Raw genomic sequence first — 18,123 nt, 5'->3', positions numbered from 1 at the left:
ATGTACCATGAACCAATAAATACATAATTATTCCTTACTTTTGAAGTAATTAAATTTTCATCTGTAACACAGAGCGCTCAAAAAACTGAAAAATTTCTATGACCCAAAACGCGCGGGTGCGATGTAGTGCCGTTTTTTGGTCACTCACTCGCTCATTTTGTCATGCTGTGGCGATACTGGCATACCATGGCAAGGATGATTCTTTTGGTTAACGAGTCATACATGAGAAAAAGAAAGGAGTTATGACCACGCAGAGTCATAAGAACAAAAAACCTGTATAAGTATCCCGCTTGATGTAATACCCCCTATCAAAACCCACTTAACAATTTGTTTAATAAAGAGATAAAAACTCATCCCAATCATTCGCTTCATACTCAAACCACTATATACTGTATATAACAACAGTAATTAAAAGGTAAAACACTCTATGATTGACAAATACACAGCATCTTTCCTGCGTCTCATCACCCCATGCCATAGCACCGTGAAATCTGTAGAAGAGCTACGCGACTGTGTTGGTTCGGAAACAGGTATCCGAATAAGCACCTATTCATATTATGGGAAAGGTGAATCCCAAGGTTATAGTTACTCATGGGATGCAGATAGCACTGATAGTGATGACGAAGGGCTAACAATAAAACCGACGCTAATAGAGGGGCCTGGCCGCTGGAAACTACTTCATGGTGAAACATTACATGCTGATATGTATGGCGTTGTTGAGAATGACATATTAACAGCATACTCTACAAAGTTTACTAACTTATTTAAAGCATCATCTAACTTTTCCGCTCTGCTTTTTGGGAAAGGTGATATTTATTTCAATAACGCCATGCCCGCACAGTTTTCTAGCGGAACACATTATAAAGGCGGCACGGTTATTTTTACCGACAAGACTAAACATGCCTTCTCAACCACTAACAAAAAAAATTTCTCTCTCACAAACTTCAGCATAAAATGCACGGATGAAGATATGGATGGGGGAATGGGTGGAGGATATGTCTACTTATCTCACTGTGATAATTTTTTCCTTGATAGATGTGATATTGGTCCAACGCCTTGGGATGGAATAAAGTTATTCGAGTGCCATAACTTCAGTATAAAAAACTCAAAGGGTTGTTACAATAAAAGCACCGCTATTCAACTTGAAGGATGCTATGACTATTGTCTTGAATCATTAGACCTCTCATCCAATGGGCGATACTCTTATTCAGATGAAATTGCCCCTGTCCCTGTAGGATTTAGCTCACAAGTAGGTAGGGGAGTTACCGCTTATTCATCAGTCAATTCAATCAATCGCCATGGTAAGTTTTTAAACATAAATGCAAGACGTAATACTGAATTTGGACTACGAATCTATTGCGCTACAGGTATCAAGGGTTCATTTGATATCGAATTTAATAACTGCACACTGGGAGATAATGGTGCTCCTGCGGGGAAATATGGAGAAAACATATTTCCAGCCAAAGGGGCAGATATTCTCATCAATAGTGGTGATACCAATACAAGACAGATATACATATCTAACTCAACGTTTTATCGCACATATGAATTTGGCAATGCATTGTCAATTCATGCTACAGATACTATTGCATCTGATAATAGTTTCACTCTCTTTGATGATGCGCAACACAAAGCAGGAGCTATTTTATTCTATGGCGGTAATCGTCTGATATTAAAAGACAACATATCACAAGGTGCATCAACCCATCTTGTTTTAGGTAGCGCATTACCGAATGAGATATCTCTTTCCAATGAGCGAGCATTATCATGCCTTTCTTTTATTACCGGATTTAGTTCTGGAAATAATACCGCGTCTGATTGTTATGCCAGCCACCCCACTGAGTTTCCAGCAACAGCAGGAAGTAACGGTATCAATTGTGGAAATAATAATTGGGTTATTAAGAATAGCTTTTTCTCCGGTTTCTATTATGCTATAGCATACAGTAGTGGCTCATCATTAATAGTCAACAACATTACTCAAAATAGCATCAACTCTGGCTTCAGGAATTTTGGCAATTCATCTACATCATTAGTATTAAGCGGTAACGTATTTGATTCTGCAAACCCGATAGATAAAGGGTTTACGCTATGGTCGACAAACTCTCCTAACGCCCCAGGGTTATCATCACAACCACTCATGCCATCTACAGGTTTTTACGCAAACGGACATATTGTCATAGCATCTAACCCATTACGCCAACCCAAGGTATTAGGATGGCGGAGACTAACATCAGGAACCACCCATAATCCCGAAGTAGACTGGCAAGAGATAGGACTCTCAGAGTAAATAAAGCGCCTCCTTTCCATAGCGGCAGGAGGCGCTTTAATTATCACTCAGAATCATTAGCGATCTAATAAACCCCTTCCAATACCAGCAGGATGCAAAATGAACACAAAAACAGAAAAATCAACAGCATCAACACAGATCTCCGAAGCATTCCTTTCGCTAAGAAACGACGAGCAAGCCGCCCACCTGATGCGCTTTTTTAAAACCGCTCCGGGCCAATATGGTGAGGGAGACAAGTTTCTTGGGATTCGGGTTCCGGTGACCCGTTCTCTGGCTAAGAAATTCAGCAACGATGTCACGCTACACGACTGTGATATTCTGCTGGGCTCCGAATGGCACGAGATCCGCCTTGTCGCCCTGCTTCTGATGATAAAGCTCGCCCAAAAGTGCGCCAAGGCCCGTGATCTGGAGGGACTCAAACAGATCATCGGCCTCTATGACCGCCGCCTGGAGCGCGTCAACAACTGGGATCTGGTGGACTTGTCGGTAAGGGATCTTATGGGGATATACTGGAAGTGCACCAAAGACGATTACGAAGCACGCCGCCTGTTTCTCTCCCGGTGGGCAACAAGCGGTCATCTCTGGCGCGAACGTGCGGCCATGGTTTCCGTCTATCCATTGCTGCGTATGGGAAGCCTGGATGAAACTTTCTGGCTTGCAGAACATTTTATTAACCATCGCCATGACTTAATGCACAAAGCCGTCGGATGGATGCTGCGCGAAGCGGGAAAAATTGACCGGGATGCTTTGCGCCAATTCCTTAACAGCTTCTGTACACAGCTTCCCCGCACTACGCTGCGATACGCCATTGAGCATTTTTCGCCGAATGAGCGTGAAATATATATGAAACAGTAAATTATGTAATCTTCATGAGGCTTGGTTGTTTTTCTTTCATCAAGTCTCCTCCCCCGGTCCAATGTTTGCACAATTCAGTGCAAAATATAGTAGTAATAACCTTATGCAGAATAAGAGTAATCTATATCTGGAATTTAAGAAACAAAATTGCAGGTCTTGCCCATATTGCTATACTTAAAGCCATTTTGTATAAAATCAATCCAACCTGGCAATAACCGCAGATGAAAAACAGATTATTACAGCTTGATGGTATAAGAGCTTTGCTTTGCCTGAGCGTCGTGTTCAGCCACTGGATGGGCAGCCGGCTCGGATGGACGAATTTCAATTTCGTTAATGCCTACATCTCGGTAGACGGTTTCTTTATCTTGTCAGGCTTTGTGCTGTCGTTCGTTTATTCAAAAAAAGTTAGTAACGGGGAAATAGGCTTCGTACAGTTTTCACTTCATCGTCTTGCCCGCCTTTACCCTCTCCATATATTAACCATGTTGATGGTGTTTTTTATTTATGCTGTTCTGAACCGACATATTCCTTTTGATAATCCTATAGGGACAGCAGTAAACAATTTGCTATTATTGCATGGCATGGGGCTGGAGCAGTCCTGGAGCTGGAATGACCCCAGCTGGTCAGTGTCCGTTGAATTTTATGCGTCTGTCGTCCTCTTTCTATGCCTGTTAAAGTACAGGAATAACTACGCATTAATTATCATTGCTTCAATAGGTTATGCGCTTGTCATGGCTAAAAACCATAACCTTATGGCGGCCAAAGATCTCAATCTTTACCTGTTTTCCTCCGGCTTTCTGAAATGCATCTCCGGTATGTGCATCGGCGTGGTGATTAAAAATATTCTGGAAAGCGAAGGCCCCAAAACCTCAACGCGAAAAACACTCTTTTTCCAGTTAGTCACCATCGCATTAGTTTCCTGCTTTATCTTCACCAAGAAAAATATAATGTCTTACGATGCCTTAGCGATTATCGGCATCAGCTATATTATTTACTCGTCATGTGCTTACGATAATATTGTATCCCGGGTTTTATCATCAAAAATTTTGTCGTACCTGGGAAAAATCAGTTTTTCCATTTATCTTATCCATACTCCCGTTATGCTTATTTTCGATTATTTCGGGCTCTACAACAGCAATTCCTTTGTAATCAGTACGCTGCTGTTCTGCTCTATCTTAACCGCCGCTTCCTGTATAACGTTCCATTTCTTTGAGTTTCCTTCTTACAAAGTGCTCAAAGCCTTTATCGACAGAAAAGTGGCTGCCGGCAAAGTGCTGCCCGGCATAAGCCGGGAGAACGTCCGGTCTTAATCCGTCGTAAATCAGGCTCCTCTCTCCGCTGGGAGGAGCCGCCCAAACAACGTTATTTCCCCCTCAGACACGCCGCTCCATTGCTGCCTTCACCTTTGAAATACTTTAATAATTTGACTTAATTTGCATGCTAGTCAATTCCACGTTAAAATTATAACAGTTAATTAACCTGACATTCAGGAGACTACCAGCATAAATACCAATAAAAACAGCGAGCAACACAGATATAAAATCACCAATTCAGCCCCGCACTACCTTTCGCATCAACAAAATTGATATCTCATTTTATTGGCTGTTGAACCACGCTATACGCTCGCCCCGACTAATTTTTAAGGGATGACCTCTATGAGTATGAGTCTAAGAAAAAAACGCCACAAACCATTACGTATTAACGACATAACGATTATCGACGACAGCAAACTGAAAAAAGCTATCACCGCCGCGGCACTGGGTAACGCGATGGAATGGTTCGACTTCGGTGTTTACGGCTTTGTTGCCTATGCGCTGGGTCAGGTATTCTTCCCTGACGCTTCGCCGAGCGTTCAGATGATCGCCGCGCTGGCTACGTTTTCCGTTCCCTTCCTGGTCAGACCGCTCGGCGGCATCGTCTTCGGCGCACTCGGGGATCGCTTCGGGCGTCAGAAGGTGCTTTCCGTCACTATCATCATCATGGCGATAAGCACCTTCTGTATCGGGCTGATCCCATCCTATGCTTCTATCGGTATCTGGGCGCCCATCCTGCTGCTGCTGGCCAAACTCGCACAGGGTTTCTCCGTTGGCGGAGAGTATTCCGGGGCGGCGATTTTCGTCGCGGAATACTCTCCGGACCGTAAGCGCGGCTTCATGGGCAGCTGGCTCGACTTCGGCTCCATCGCCGGCTTCGTGCTCGGCGCGGGTGTGGTAGTACTGATCTCCAGCATCATCGGCGAAGCCAACTTCCTTGAGTGGGGCTGGCGTATCCCGTTCTTCCTGGCCGCACCGCTCGGCATCATCGGCCTGTACCTGCGTCACGCGCTGGAAGAAACCCCGACGTTTCAGCAACATGTGGACAAGATAGAAAAAGACGATCGCGCCGCCATTGAGAATCCGCCAAAGATCTCATTCAAAGAGATTGCGGCTAAAAACTGGCGCAGCCTGTTGGTGTGTATGGGATTGGTTATCGCCACCAACGTCACCTACTATATGCTGCTGACCTATATGCCCAGCTATCTGTCGCATAACCTGGATTACTCGGAAAGCCACGGCGTGCTGATTATCATCGCCATCATGATCGGGATGCTGTTCGTCCAGCCGGTTATCGGGCTGACCAGCGACCGCATCGGGCGTAAGCCGTTCGTCATCGGCGGCAGCATCGGGTTGTTGTTGCTGTCCGTCCCCTGCTTCTATCTGATCAACAGCGGTGTCGTCGGGTTGATATTCGTCGGCCTGTTGGTTCTGGCGGTGCTGCTGAACGCCTTCACCGGTGTGATGGCATCCACGCTGCCGGCCATGTTCCCGACGCACATCCGCTACAGCGCCCTGGCAATCTCTTTTAACGTTTCCGTTCTGGTCGCCGGCCTTACACCGACCGCCGCCGCCTGGTTGGTGGAGTCCAGCGGCAACCTGTACATGCCGGCTTACTACCTGATGATCGTCGCATTGATCGGGCTGATTACCGGCCTGTATATGAAAGAAACCGCCAACAAGCCGTTACGCGGCGCAACGCCGGCGGCCTCCGACCCTTCTGAAGCGAAAGAACTGTTGCAGGAAACCTATGACACCATTGAACAAAAGGTTGAGAACATCAGCGACGAAATCGGCGAACTTCAGGAGCAAATTGAAGCGCTGGAAAAAAGAAAGCAGATCCTGATCGATCAGCATCCGAAGCTCACCTGATCGCCAGCAAAGCAGAAACGCCGCGGATAAACGCGGCGTTTCCTTATGACTCACCATACGGCCACATCGTCCGGCCGCCGGGTATTCCACTTCCACGGCTGAATATATTGCAGGCTGAATAACCCCGCCTGAACGTAGGGATCCTGCCCGGCAATCGCCGTCGCTTGCGCATGATCCTGCGCCTCCAGTACATACATGCCGCCGAAAGCCTGACTGGCGTCACCGGAGAACAGCGGACCACCGGCCTTCACCTGCTCCCCCAGCGATTTCATAAATGCCAGATGCGCCGGGCGCGTTTGCTCACGAATCGCCGCCGCGCCGTCCTGTTTGTCGATATTGAAAACTACAAACAGCATGTTTATACCTCCGTCATGACTTCAATGGGCCAACGTTTCCCGCTGAGCCCCCCTCAGCGAAAGCTGAACTTGTGACCCCAGGCGGTTTCTTTGCCCCAGTTGATACACACGCTCTGGCGCCGCATATACCCTTTCCAGGCATCGGAACCCGCGGTGCGTCCGCCGCCGGTTTCTTTTTCCCCGCCGAATGCCGCGCCAACGTCCGCGCCCGTAGTGCCCATATTGACGCGTACGATGCCGCAGTCGCTTCCGGAAGCAGACAGGAAACGTTCAATATTGGAAAGATTGGTGCTGTGAATCCCCGACGCCAACCCCTGAGCGACACCGTTATGCAACGCGATCGCCTCATCCAGCGTGTCGTATTCGATCACGTACAGAATCGGGGCGAACGTTTCGCGCTGCACGCAGGGCCATTCGTTGCGCGCTCCGGTAATGATGGTGGGCTCAACGAAATACCCGTCAAGCGCCATACGGTGGCCGCCGAATACCACTTCCCCGCCCAGTTCCCGCGCTTGCGCCACCGCATCTTCGAAATCGGTAACCGCCGCACGATCGACCAGGGGGCCGACCAACGTCTCTTCCCGCGCCGGATCGCCGACCGGAATCTGCTGCCAGGCCTGACACAGCAAATCAACCAGCCGCTGACTCACCGACTTATGCACGATAACCCGCCGGGTGCTGGTGCAGCGCTGCCCGGAAGTCCCTACCGCGCCGAAGGCCAGCGCCGCGGCAGCCATTTCCAGATCGGCAGTTTCATCCACGATACAGCCATTATTGCCTGAGCATTCCAGCATATAGCGGCGCCCCAGCGTACTGCCGACGATATCCGCCACCTTTTTGCCCACGCTGGTAGAACCGGTAAAGGAGATCATCGCCACCCGCGTGTCCGCCACCAGCTTCTCCGCCACATCGTTATCGTGCGGAATAAACAGGGAAAATACGCCCGGCTGATTAAACTCCGTCATTGCCTGATTAGCCAGGCGCTGCATGGCGATAGCGGTCAACGGCACTTTCGGGCTGGGCTTCCAGATCACCGTATTGCCGCCGATAGCGGACAAAAACCCGTTTTGCGCCCATACCGCAGCGGGAAAGTTGTAGGCGGAAATAATGCCGATGACCCCGAGCGGCAGCCACTGATCGTACATGCGGTGATCGACGCGCTGGGACTGCTGCGTATAGCCGTACATCATGCGTGACTGACCGGCGGCCAGCGTCGCCATGTCCACCACTTCTTTCAGTTCGCCCCGGCTCTCAGCCAGCGACTTCCCGGTATCCAGCGACACCAGTTGCGCCAGCGCATCCATATGTTGCGCCACCAGTTCGCCAATCCGCAGGATCAACTCGCCACGGCGCGGCGCAGGCACCCGCCGCCAGCGTAACACCGCGCCCTGAGCGCAGGCGACGATCGCTTCATAATCCTGCGCCGTGGCCGCGCAAACCCGCGCTACGCAGGCTTCCGTTGCCGGGTTCAGCGCCTCAAATGCGCCCTCTTCCCCGGCGGCGGCCCATCCCGCCGTGCTGCAATAGGCGCCGGAATTCAGTTCGGACAACCCCAGCTCATCAAATACTTTATCTTTATAGATCATATTATTACCTCGCCTTTATTGCGCACGCCTCTCACGCGGAGCACCCCACGATCGCCGTGGCCTCGATTTCCAGTAAAATATCCGCCCGCGCCAGGCCTTTCACTTCCACCAGCGTGCAGGCGGGGAAATCCCCGCTGAAAAACTCACGGCGCGCGCGCCATACTTCGGTATTGTGTTGGATCCGGGTCACGAAAATGGTCATCTTGACGACATCGTCCATGCGCCCGCCGGCAGCTTCAACCAAATGGCGAATCTTGCGAAACACCGTCAGCGCCTGCTGATACTCGTCATCACCCTCAATAACGTTCGTATCCTTTCCGCGTGCAGTCATCCCGGAAATAAACAGCTGTTGCCCAATCAACAGGGCATTCGACCACAGGCCGTCAGCCGGTTCCGTCACGTCACTGCTGTATATCCGCCGTTTTCCGCTCATTGCGTTTCCTCCGCCTGAATGATGTTGCGCAGCACGCCGATGCGATCCACCTCCACTTCCACCACGTCTCCCGGCTGCATAAACAGCGGCGGCGTACGGCGCGATCCAATACCGCCCGGCGTACCGGTAACGATGACGTCCCCCGGCTCCAGCGTGGTAAAGGCGGAGATATAGGCGATCAAATCCGCAAACCCGCGAATCAGGTATTTCGTCGTCGTGCGCTGTACTTCCTGGCCGTTCAGGCGGGTCACCAGCGTCATCACCGCGTCATCGGCAATCTCGCCCCGGGTAACCAGCCACGGACCGAAGCTGCCGGTAGCATCGAAGTTTTTGCCCGGCGTCCATTGCTGAGTATGAAATTGCCAGTCGCGTACCGAAGCGTCGTTGTAGCAGGCATAACCGGCCACGTGCTCCAACGCGTTCTCGGGGGAAATACGCCGCCCGCCGCGGCCGATAACCAGGGCAATTTCTCCCTCGAAATCAAGCTGCTCTGAGCCGTACGGCCGGATGATGGCCGTATCGTGTCCGGTTTGCGACGTAGCGGTGCGCAAAAACAGCGTCGGGTACTGCGTTTTGTCGTGGCGGGTTTCCAGCCGGTGCGCCTCATAATTGAGGCCGACGCAGACGATCTTGCCCGGATTCTCAATCACCGGCAGAAACGTCACGCTCTCCTTCGCCAACCGCGGCCCACCGCGTTCCGCCATCTCACGGAGGGTGCCGAGAATCGCCTCTCCCGCCGTCAACACGCTTTTCAGGTCCGGATAATCCGCCCCCAAACGCGAAGTGAGATCGAAAATCCCGTCGTCCTCCACCAGGCCGTAACCGCTGATGCCGTGATAACAATAACTTGCCAGCTTCATCGCCTTCTCCCTATCCTTCCGACACCACTTTTCCGATGGTCTCTTCCGAGTGATATTCCGGCTTCTCGTAATAGTGCGGGCCGTCGTAAACCTCCAGCAGCAGGCTGCGCGTTACCGCGCGGGTCGGCCCGTGATAAGAGCCTTTGGGATTCATATAGAAATCCCCCGGCTTCAGCGTCAGATTGCTGCCCTCATAGCGGTACTCGCCCTCCAGGCAGTACATGAACTGATTGGATGCGTGGCGATGCCTCTCCGGCACGCCGGAGCCGGCGGGAAAGTCCAATAGCGCCACGCTGGCTCCGGTTTCCGGATGCACCCATAACACGTACTGACGCAGTCCGGTTTTCTCGAACAACATCCATTTGTCCGGATCAAGATCTTCGCGGCGAACCAAAACTTCCCCCACCGGGGTGTTAATGTGAATTTTGCTGTTATCCATAGCCTGTTCCTTGATCGGTCTGACGTTAAGAAAAGAAGGAGGGCGGCACTTTCATTCCCCACTGCGTGGTGCCGTCGCCGCTGCCGGTGAAATGCGTCGCCTGATGATGGTGATTCACCCTGTCTCCATCGGTGTAATGCTCCACCCGGTTGCCGAACGGATCGCGCCAGTAATCGTAGATTTGGCTGCCCAGCAGATGGCGTCCGACGCCGCATTCCAGCTCATACCCCTGTTCCATCAGGTATTCGTGGGCGGTGTAGACGGCGTCGAGATCCTGCACTTCAAACCCGCAGTGATGCAGTCCGATTTCGTCAGCTTCGTTAATCAGCAGCGAATGGTGATCGACCAGCGCCTCGCCGTGATCGAAACGCATAAAGGCGCCGATGGGATACAACGCCGGCGTGCTGATGAAGTCGGAGATCACCATGCCGAAATGGTGGGTGAACCAGTCGCTGCTTTCCCGGCAGTTGCTGACGCGCAGCACGCAGTGGCCGAGCGACAGCACCGGCGCGATGGCCGCCCGTGCGCGAATCGAATTATTCACGCGCGGCTGCTCCGCGGCGTTGTTAAACAAATGCACGGAACGCACCGGCAGGGGAGCCGCCGGCTGAACGCCGTGCAGGGCGATAATTTCAATGCCGTCCGGCGTGCGCAGGCGTACGCGCTGCCCGCCGCCGGGAAGCGGGTTATCCTCAATCGCCGACGCGCCGGGCTGGTTCGACAAGAAGCGCAGATCCTCCGCTGAGGACACGTTCAGCGCCAGCCCCAGAAAGCGGTTATCTTCGCCCAGGTGAGAAACGTGAATCACCGGCGTCGTTCCAACACCACGCATCAGCAATGTGTCGCCATCGTCGCAGGCCCCTGCGGGATACATACCGAAATCGGTCATAAACTGCCGCATCAGCGCCAGATCGGTAACCTGAAACGCAACATAAGCCAGGGATTGCGCTTTCGCTGTCATACGTTTTTCCTCCCGTGTTAACAACCGGCGCTTACAGCGCGGTATAGCGGCCCCGATGAAACCCCAGCGCATCCCCGCCTTCCGCATGACCGAGCGCGTTGACGTGACCGACGAACAGCGTGTGATCGCCGCAGTCATATTCATGAACGATGCGGGCGGCGATCCACGCCAGCGCGCCGTCCAGCACCGGCTGACCGCCGCGGCGGGAAAAGTTGACCGTGTGGTTATGCTGCGGCTGCCCGCCGAAATGGCGGCTCATCGCCTCTTGATCGCCTGCCAGCACGCTGACGCCGTAGTGGCCGCCAAGCCGCAGATAACCGTGCATACGCGTTCGTTTGTCCACCGAGACAATCACCAGCGGCGGCGACATGGAGCCGGACATAAAGGCATTGGCGGTCATGCCGTGAATTTCACCCTGATGTTCGGTGGTGATGACGATAACCCCGGTGGCGAATTGCCCCAGCGTCCGGCGGAAGTCCTGCGCGCCGATGGCGGCGGCCTCTGTCGTTGCGTGTTCGCTCATACTTTCCCCCTCCTCACCGTCTGCTCAGAATGCTGACGTCGTCCGGGTTGACCAGATCCGGCACCGTCCAGCCGTGCAGGTCGTATTCACTCATGCAGGACTCGGCAAACTGCCGGCACTGATCCATCACGCCGGTGCCCTGCGCCGTCCACAGGTTGGTCAGGCGGGTGACGTCATTGCTGCCGATGTAGTTGATTTCATACAGTTCATGACGTGAACCGAATTCGGTGCCGATGGCGTCCCACAGCAGCTTCATCACTTTCACCCGCTCTTCGGCGCCGATGCCGCCGGAGCCGCGCACGTATTTATCGAGATAAGGCTTCACTTCCGGGTTGAGGAAATCTGAAACGTGGCTGTTGAGGTAGACCAGGGCGCTGCCCATTACCTGTTCGATGACGTTTTTCACCGTCGGCATCGCCAGCTGATTCATTACCCGGTAGGCGCCGGCGAAATGCGGATTGGGGCGTACCATACCGTTCCAGTCCACGGTGCTGTGGCACATGGCGTCGGACAGCGCCCAGAACGTGTTGCGCCAGGCGACGATCTCTCCCAGCTTGGACTGCACGCCGTGGAACACTTTCGAACCGGTAATATCCAGGCCTTTGGAAAGCAGGCCGAGCAGGAAGTCCATCTTCACCGCGAAGCGGGTACAACCGTGCAGCGAAGCGCGTTCCAGGAACCCGGAACCGACGTTGAACTTATTCGCCTGCTCCACGGAGCCGTGCATGAACACGTCTTCCCATGGAATAAAGACATCATCCAGAACCAGAATGGCGTCGTTTTCATCCACGCGTGAAGAGAGCGGATAGTCGAAGGGCGACCCCAGCACCGCGGCACGGTATTCATTGGACACACGACAAATAAGCTTGGAACCCGGCGCATTGACCGGCACCATGAAGACCGCCGCGTAGTTCGGGTCGGCAATCGGCACCTGCGCGATATGGGCGACGAAGGTGTAATGGGTTAATACGGAGTTGGTGGCGACCACCTTGGCGCCGCTGACGTAAATTCCGGCATCGGTTTCACGCGTGACATGCACGAAAACGTCGGTGCCGTCGGCGGTGGGGCGTTCGCGGTCAACCGGCGGATGCATCACCGCATGGTTGATAAACCAGTTGCGCTCCTGCGCCTTGTGATACCAGTAGCGGGCATTATCTTCAAATCCCTTATAAAACGCGGCGTTAGCGCCGAGCGTTCCGAGAAAAGCCCCTTTGTAGTCCGGCGAGCGCCCCATCCAGCCCCAGCTGATGCGCTGCCACTCCGCGATGGCGTCCCGCGCTGCCACCTGCTCATCCGCATTGTGGGCGGCCTGGAAAAAGCGATGGGTGAAGCCGCCGTTGGCGGTCGGCACTGTCAGCAGATCCTGCCGGGCGGGATCGTGCAACGCATCATACATACGGGCGACCATGCGCGCTGAGTTGCGAAATGCCGGGTGATCGGCGATGTTGCCTTTTACACGCTCGCCATATATCCATACTTCGCGCCCGTCATCCAGGCTTTCCAGATACTCGGCCCCGGTGAAAGGCAACAAAGGCGCGGGATGTAACTTATCGTTCATTGTCAGACTCCTTTTTTCCGCATATTCAGCCACTTACCGGACTGTCCGGTAGCAGCGGCCATGTGAGTCGCTTTCGGGCAGTTTTGGCCTGAAGGCACGGTGGAGTCCAATGAATGTTAAAACATTGTTTATTACTGTTTGGTAATATTGTGACAACTGTCTGAGTTTAATAAATGGAATCGCATAAACCATATGCATTGAAAAATAACTGGTTATATAACTATCCCTCACGCATTTTTCACGGCCGGCATCGCTCCGTGGTGAATCCTGGATAAAACAAGACAAAACGCTGCATTACCCCAATCGCGATGAGGGGTTCCCTGATACCTGCGCTAAGGTTGATTTATGGCTTCACTGGACTGGTACATACGCTCGCAGCTCAAGCTGCGCCACCTGCAATTGCTGGTGGCGCTGGACGATCTGCGCAACGTCGGCAAAGTAGCGACATATTTGCACGTCTCACAACCGGCCGTTTCAAAAGCGCTGTCGGAGCTGGAAAACAACATCGGCCTGAAGCTGTTTAACCGGACGGTACACGGCATGCAGCCGACTATCTACGGCGGCAGCCTGGTGGTATATGCCAAACGCATCCTTGCGGAACTGGGTAAAGCCAGGGACGAGCTGCGCGCGCTGATTTCCGGCGTTGAAGGAAAGGTCACCGTCGGCGCCCTGCCCGCCGCCGCGGTCGCCGTACTGCCAAAAGCCATCGCCGCCCTGAAAACGCAGTCGCCGGTCACCGCGATCTCCATCATCGAAGGCTCTATGGATACCCTGAAACCCAGGCTGCGCGAGGGAGAAATTGAAGTGATCGTCGGCCTGCTGCCGGAAGACGACCCGCTTTCCGACGTAGAAACCCTCTTTCTCTATCAGGACAATATGGTGCTGGCGACCGGCAGCCATCATCCGCTCGGGCAAAAAAAACACGTTACCTGGGATGAACTGCGCCACTCTCCGTGGATCCTGCCGCCGCATGCTTCACTGATGCGCCAGCCCATTGAAGAAGAATTTCGCCGCCACCGGCTGGCCCTGCCCAGCGATTACATCGAATCCGTTTCCACCATGATTAACGTCGGGATCCTGCAACACGGCAATGCCGTGGCCTTTCTGCCCTCCGTGGTCGCGCATTATTATGCCCGCCTTGGCGTGCTGGCTGTTCTGCCGCCATCGATCCCGAAACTGGTTCATCCGGTTGGCATCATGCACATGAAAAATCAGGCATTATCGCCCAGCGCAATGCTGCTGATTGCCACATTGAAAAATATTTATGAAAAAGGATAAGTCCCACTTTACTGATAAGATAATATTTATCCGAGGCGAAAAAACGGCTATTACCGGCAGGATAAAAAGCAAACTATTATCGTATTTCAGATCATCTCAGTGCCATTTTTTAAATCCACATTACTAATCAGATTAATTACAGCGATAATTTACCAGACACAACCCGTATTTACCGCGCCCGGCCAAGACCAGACACAGGATTACTCCGAATAACAAAGTTGCTGCTATACTAATCCCGTTATTCACAGGGCGATCAACGTTCATCTGTTCACTTGCTTACGCATTTAGTGATAACCTAATATGCGTTTACTACCTCCACACTCTGTTTATAAGGAAATTGCCTCATCATGAATCGGATTTTTAAAGTAACTTTACTGGCTCTGGCAATCGGCGGTTTGGCTGCATGCGACAGCGGCGACAAGAAACCGGAAACCGCAACGCCTCCGGCAGCCAGTTCACAAAGCGCCTCCAGCGCACCGGCTACTGAAGAGTTTAAAGGCACCAGCGAAACCCTGGCTAACGGCAAGATGACTCTGGTTGTCCCGGAAGGGTTCGAAGCTAAGCAATCCCCGGCTAACAGCGAACAAATGAAAATGAAGCTGTACAGTAAGGGCGACAAGCAGTTCGTCACCGTTATCGAACTGAGCCTGCCTGCTCAGGCCGGTCAGATCACCGACAAGGCGCTGGAAGACGGTATGGCGCAGATGGAAGGTTCACTGAAAGCTCAGTACCCGAACATCAACTTCAAGAACAAAGAAATGATCACCAAAGATGGCAGCAAATTCCTGCGTTTCGCAGCTGACATCAAGCAAGGCGACGTGAACATTCCGATGGATTCTTTCCTGACCATCATCGATGGCAAAATGATTTCCGTGCAGAGCATGGCTCAGGGTTCAGATAACGTTTCCGACGTTGCTGATCTGATTTGGAAATCTGTAAAAGTTAAAAACTAATTTTTTAATTTAAAATTATTTTTAAACTAACGAAAAAGTCGCGCCGGATATTCCGCCGCGGCTTTTTTATATCTGACTGTTAACGCCACGCCGCCAGAATATGTTCTGTTGATTTAACGTCAATTTCATTACCAGGAATGATCAGGTTAGCCCACACGTCGTTGTAATGTGCAATGAGCTGAGGCGCACGCAGTTCACCGCGATTCGCCGTAGTATGCGCATCGGCGGCAACGGTCAGCGCATAGCCCCGGCTGGCCGCGTTTTTGATGGTGGTGTCCAGGCAGTAATCCGTCGCGCAGCCGCATAACGTCAGCCGCTCCGGCCGCAGCTGGCCCAGCAGGTCATCCAGCCCGGTCCGGTAGAACGCATCACAGGCCGTTTTCCCGACGTAATGACTTCCCGCCGGTTGATGCAGTTCCGGCAGAATTTGCCATCCATCGCTGCCCGGCATCATGCCCTCTTCCTCATGGCGGATAAAAATCACCGCGTCGGCGGCGCGGGCCAGCGCATTGATGCGCCCGGTTACGCCTTCCCTGTCATAACGGGGATTTCCGTCGAAAACCGCATTTTGCATATCAACGACAATCAACAGCTTTTTCATCACACACCTCTTCCGGCAACGCATGCGCCGGTATCACATCCCAGACCAGGAAGCAGTATGAACGATTGCCCCACGCTGCGGCAATGTTGAGTATTGTCACAATTCATTAACGTTTCGCTGTCAAAGCCGCCGATAGCAGCTAAATTTAGTCCATTACACTCATCCGACCACTGGATGAGAGGAGTTACGCGACGCCTTAAGAAGGAAAATGTTATGAACCGCTATTCACACCTGCTCGCGCCGCTGGATCTCGGCTTTACCACCCTGAGAAACAGGGTATTAATGGGATCTATGCACACCGGCCTGGAAGAGCGGGCGGACGGCAGCCAGCGCCTTGCCGCTTTTTATGCGGAGCGGGCGCAGGCCGGGGTCGGGCTGATCGTAACCGGCGGCATCGCGCCCAACCAACACGGTGTGGTTTATGCCGGCGCCCTGGTGCTGGATCATGAATCCCAGCTCCCCTATCACCGCACCATTACCGACGCCGTCCACGCCGCCGGCGGGAAAATCGCCCTGCAAATCCTGCATGCCGGCCGCTATAGCTATCAGCCCCAACCTCATGCGCCTTCCGCCATACAGGCGCCGATCAACCCCTACCCTCCGGTAGAAATGAGCGAGGACATGATCCAGCAAACCCTGTCCGACTTTGCCCAATGCGCCCGGCTGGCGCAGCACGCGGGCTATGACGGCGTGGAGATCATGGGCTCCGAAGGCTATCTGATTAATCAGTTCCTGACCACGCGCACCAACCAGCGCAGCGATGCCTGGGGCGGCGATTTTTCACACCGGATGCGTTTCGCCCTGGAATGCCTGCGCCGGGTGCGTGCCGCCGTCGGGCGGGAGTTCATCATTATCTACCGCCTGTCGATGCTGGATCTGGTCGAGGATGGCTCCGACTGGCAGGAAATTGAACAACTGGCGCAGCAGGTGGAAAACGCCGGCGCCAACCTGATCAATACCGGCATCGGCTGGCATGAAGCGCGTATCCCGACCATCGCCACCATGGTTCCGCGCGCCGGTTTCAGTTGGGTCACCCGCAGGCTGATGGGCAAAGTCGGTATTCCGCTGATTACCACCAACCGCATTAACCATCCCGACGTTGCGGAAGCCGTGCTGGCGGACGGTTGCGCAGATATGGTGTCCATGGCGCGCCCCTTCCTGGCGGACCCCTACTTCGTGCGCAAAACCGAACAGGGCCGCATTGATGAAATCAACACCTGCATCGGCTGTAACCAGGCCTGCCTTGACCAGATTTTCGAGCATAAGCTGACCTCCTGCCTGGTCAATCCGCGGGCCTGCCATGAAACCCAGCTGGTGCTGACGCCCGCCTTGCGCATTAAACATATCGCCGTGGTGGGCGCCGGGCCGGCGGGTCTGGCCTTCGCAACCACAGCGGCCCAACGCGGGCACCGGGTCACCCTGTTCGAAGCGGACAGCCAAATCGGCGGCCAGTTTAACGTGGCAAAGCAGATACCCGGCAAAGAAGAATTCCATGAAACCCTGCGCTATTTCCGGCGGTTACTGATCCTGCACGGCGTAGAACAACGGCTGGGCGTGCGGGCGGACGTCCGGATGCTGGAAGACTTCGACGAAATCGTCCTCGCCACCGGCATCACGCCGCGCCGGATTGCGTTATCCGGCAGCGATCTTCCCCATGTGCTGACGTATCTGCAGGTGCTGCGCGACAAACACCCGGTCGGCAAACGGGTCGCTATTATCGGCGCCGGCGGCATCGGCTTTGATACCGCCGAATTCCTCAGCCAGCAGGGGCCATCCGCCAGCCTGAACAGCATGACCTTCGCCAAAGAGTGGGGAATCGACACCCAGTTGCATCAACGCGGAGGGCTGTCTTCCGGCGGCGCTCATCCGCCGCACAGCGCGCGCGAAATTTATCTGTTGCAGCGTAAAACCGGCAAAGTCGGCGAAGGGCTGGGCAAAACCACGGGTTGGATCCATCGCGCCAGCCTGCAAATGCGCGGCGTCACCATGATTAACGGCGCGGTTTATCATCATATCGACGAGCAGGGATTGCATCTGCTGCGGGAAGACAAAATTGAGTGCCTGCCAGTGGATAACGTGATCATCTGCGCCGGGCAGGAGCCTCAGCAGGAGCTGCTAACGCCGTTGCGGAACAGGGGGAAACAGGTTCACCTGATCGGCGGCGCGGACATCGCGCGCGAACTGGACGCGCGCCGCGCCATCGATCAGGGAACCCGTCTGGGATTAAGCCTCTGAAACCCGGCGGGGC

The 18,123-nt window shown here is 53.5% G+C and carries 16 protein-coding genes; 7 read left to right on the top strand and 9 right to left on the bottom strand.

From position 1 onward, the window contains the following. Positions 1-427: 427 nt before the first annotated feature. From C8D90_RS21940 to proP, 4 genes are all read left to right on the top strand, one after another. Positions 428-2,287: a hypothetical protein gene (locus tag C8D90_RS21940; RefSeq protein ID WP_147291327.1), complete on the top strand. Its 1,860-nt coding sequence runs from the start codon at positions 428-430 to the stop codon at positions 2,285-2,287. Between the two features lie 99 nt (positions 2,288-2,386). After that, positions 2,387-3,142, top strand: coding sequence for a DNA alkylation repair protein (locus C8D90_RS05785; protein WP_115457479.1), 756 nt, complete (start codon positions 2,387-2,389; stop codon positions 3,140-3,142). Between the two features lie 221 nt (positions 3,143-3,363). Further along, positions 3,364-4,452, top strand: coding sequence for an acyltransferase family protein (locus C8D90_RS05780; RefSeq protein ID WP_115457478.1), 1,089 nt, complete (start codon positions 3,364-3,366; stop codon positions 4,450-4,452). A gap of 351 nt (positions 4,453-4,803) precedes the next feature. Further along, positions 4,804-6,327 carry a glycine betaine/L-proline transporter ProP gene (proP, locus tag C8D90_RS05775; protein WP_115457795.1) on the top strand — a complete coding sequence of 508 codons (1,524 nt, stop codon included), beginning with the start codon at positions 4,804-4,806 and terminating at the stop codon, positions 6,325-6,327. Positions 6,328-6,377: 50 nt separating this feature from the next. Here the strand turns inward: proP and C8D90_RS05770 are convergent, their stop codons facing one another. Genes C8D90_RS05770 through C8D90_RS05735 form a run of 8 tightly spaced genes read right to left on the bottom strand, consistent with a single transcriptional unit; the run spans position 6,378 to position 13,043 of the window. After that, positions 6,378-6,683, bottom strand: a complete 306-nt coding sequence (locus tag C8D90_RS05770) for a YciI family protein (RefSeq protein ID WP_115457477.1) — start codon at positions 6,681-6,683, stop codon at positions 6,378-6,380. A 53-nt stretch (positions 6,684-6,736) separates the two neighbouring features. Next, positions 6,737-8,269: an aldehyde dehydrogenase family protein gene (locus C8D90_RS05765; protein ID WP_115457476.1), complete on the bottom strand. Its 1,533-nt coding sequence runs from the start codon at positions 8,267-8,269 to the stop codon at positions 6,737-6,739. Between the two features lie 31 nt (positions 8,270-8,300). Beyond that, positions 8,301-8,702 (bottom strand): RidA family protein, encoded by a 402-nt coding sequence (locus tag C8D90_RS05760; RefSeq protein ID WP_115457475.1) that lies wholly within the window; start codon positions 8,700-8,702, stop codon positions 8,301-8,303. After that, positions 8,699-9,562 (bottom strand): fumarylacetoacetate hydrolase family protein, encoded by an 864-nt coding sequence (locus tag C8D90_RS05755; protein ID WP_115457474.1) that lies wholly within the window; start codon positions 9,560-9,562, stop codon positions 8,699-8,701. The genes C8D90_RS05760 and C8D90_RS05755 overlap by 4 nt, the downstream gene beginning before the upstream one ends. Before the next feature lie 10 nt (positions 9,563-9,572). Beyond that, positions 9,573-10,001 (bottom strand): cupin domain-containing protein, encoded by a 429-nt coding sequence (locus tag C8D90_RS05750; protein ID WP_115457473.1) that lies wholly within the window; start codon positions 9,999-10,001, stop codon positions 9,573-9,575. A gap of 25 nt (positions 10,002-10,026) precedes the next feature. Further along, the gene (locus C8D90_RS05745; protein WP_162844367.1) at positions 10,027-10,962 is read right to left on the bottom strand and encodes a VOC family protein; all 936 of its coding nucleotides are present in this window, start codon (positions 10,960-10,962) and stop codon (positions 10,027-10,029) included. 31 nt (positions 10,963-10,993) lie between these two features. Next, a complete protein-coding gene (locus C8D90_RS05740; RefSeq protein WP_115457471.1) occupies positions 10,994-11,485 on the bottom strand; it encodes a flavin reductase family protein in 492 nt (163 codons plus the stop codon). A 13-nt stretch (positions 11,486-11,498) separates the two neighbouring features. Then, entirely contained in the window at positions 11,499-13,043 is a 1,545-nt protein-coding gene (locus tag C8D90_RS05735; protein WP_115457470.1) for a 4-hydroxyphenylacetate 3-hydroxylase N-terminal domain-containing protein, read from the bottom strand. A gap of 345 nt (positions 13,044-13,388) precedes the next feature. On the opposite strand from C8D90_RS05735, the gene C8D90_RS05730 reads away from it, so the two are divergent. Together C8D90_RS05730 and C8D90_RS05725 are read left to right on the top strand one after the other, a co-directional pair. Continuing rightward, positions 13,389-14,321 (top strand): LysR family transcriptional regulator, encoded by a 933-nt coding sequence (locus tag C8D90_RS05730; RefSeq protein ID WP_115457469.1) that lies wholly within the window; start codon positions 13,389-13,391, stop codon positions 14,319-14,321. 347 nt (positions 14,322-14,668) lie between these two features. Then, on the top strand, positions 14,669-15,274 hold the full coding sequence (locus C8D90_RS05725; protein WP_115457468.1) for a hypothetical protein: 606 nt from the start codon (positions 14,669-14,671) through the stop codon (positions 15,272-15,274). A 79-nt stretch (positions 15,275-15,353) separates the two neighbouring features. On the opposite strand, the gene C8D90_RS05720 is transcribed toward C8D90_RS05725, so the two are convergent. Continuing rightward, a complete protein-coding gene (locus C8D90_RS05720) occupies positions 15,354-15,875 on the bottom strand; it encodes an isochorismatase family protein (protein WP_115457467.1) in 522 nt (173 codons plus the stop codon). A 213-nt stretch (positions 15,876-16,088) separates the two neighbouring features. Here C8D90_RS05720 and C8D90_RS05715 point away from each other — a divergent pair, with 213 nt between their 5' ends. After that, positions 16,089-18,110, top strand: a complete 2,022-nt coding sequence (locus C8D90_RS05715) for an oxidoreductase (RefSeq protein ID WP_115457466.1) — start codon at positions 16,089-16,091, stop codon at positions 18,108-18,110. Positions 18,111-18,123: the final 13 nt, after the last annotated feature.

This window comes from Enterobacillus tribolii (assembly GCF_003363015.1).
Taxonomy (GTDB): domain Bacteria; phylum Pseudomonadota; class Gammaproteobacteria; order Enterobacterales; family Enterobacteriaceae; genus Enterobacillus; species Enterobacillus tribolii.
Note: the sequence above shows the minus strand (reverse complement) of the source record. Positions and strands in the feature narration are given on the sequence as shown.

Excerpts from the sequence above, each read along its gene's own strand:
- C8D90_RS21940 (WP_147291327.1), top strand. The coding sequence starts at position 428 with ATGATTGACAAATACACAGCATCTTTCCTGCGTCTCATCACCCCATGC.
- C8D90_RS05785 (WP_115457479.1), top strand. The coding sequence starts at position 2,387 with ATGAACACAAAAACAGAAAAATCAACAGCATCAACACAGATCTCCGAA.
- C8D90_RS05780 (WP_115457478.1), top strand. The coding sequence starts at position 3,364 with ATGAAAAACAGATTATTACAGCTTGATGGTATAAGAGCTTTGCTTTGC.
- proP (WP_115457795.1), top strand. The coding sequence starts at position 4,804 with ATGAGTCTAAGAAAAAAACGCCACAAACCATTACGTATTAACGACATA.
- C8D90_RS05770 (WP_115457477.1), bottom strand. The coding sequence starts at position 6,683 with ATGCTGTTTGTAGTTTTCAATATCGACAAACAGGACGGCGCGGCGGCG.
- C8D90_RS05765 (WP_115457476.1), bottom strand. The coding sequence starts at position 8,269 with ATGATCTATAAAGATAAAGTATTTGATGAGCTGGGGTTGTCCGAACTG.
- C8D90_RS05760 (WP_115457475.1), bottom strand. The coding sequence starts at position 8,702 with ATGAGCGGAAAACGGCGGATATACAGCAGTGACGTGACGGAACCGGCT.
- C8D90_RS05755 (WP_115457474.1), bottom strand. The coding sequence starts at position 9,562 with ATGAAGCTGGCAAGTTATTGTTATCACGGCATCAGCGGTTACGGCCTG.
- C8D90_RS05750 (WP_115457473.1), bottom strand. The coding sequence starts at position 10,001 with ATGGATAACAGCAAAATTCACATTAACACCCCGGTGGGGGAAGTTTTG.
- C8D90_RS05745 (WP_162844367.1), bottom strand. The coding sequence starts at position 10,962 with ATGACAGCGAAAGCGCAATCCCTGGCTTATGTTGCGTTTCAGGTTACC.
- C8D90_RS05740 (WP_115457471.1), bottom strand. The coding sequence starts at position 11,485 with ATGAGCGAACACGCAACGACAGAGGCCGCCGCCATCGGCGCGCAGGAC.
- C8D90_RS05735 (WP_115457470.1), bottom strand. The coding sequence starts at position 13,043 with ATGAACGATAAGTTACATCCCGCGCCTTTGTTGCCTTTCACCGGGGCC.
- C8D90_RS05730 (WP_115457469.1), top strand. The coding sequence starts at position 13,389 with ATGGCTTCACTGGACTGGTACATACGCTCGCAGCTCAAGCTGCGCCAC.
- C8D90_RS05725 (WP_115457468.1), top strand. The coding sequence starts at position 14,669 with ATGAATCGGATTTTTAAAGTAACTTTACTGGCTCTGGCAATCGGCGGT.
- C8D90_RS05720 (WP_115457467.1), bottom strand. The coding sequence starts at position 15,875 with ATGAAAAAGCTGTTGATTGTCGTTGATATGCAAAATGCGGTTTTCGAC.
- C8D90_RS05715 (WP_115457466.1), top strand. The coding sequence starts at position 16,089 with ATGAACCGCTATTCACACCTGCTCGCGCCGCTGGATCTCGGCTTTACC.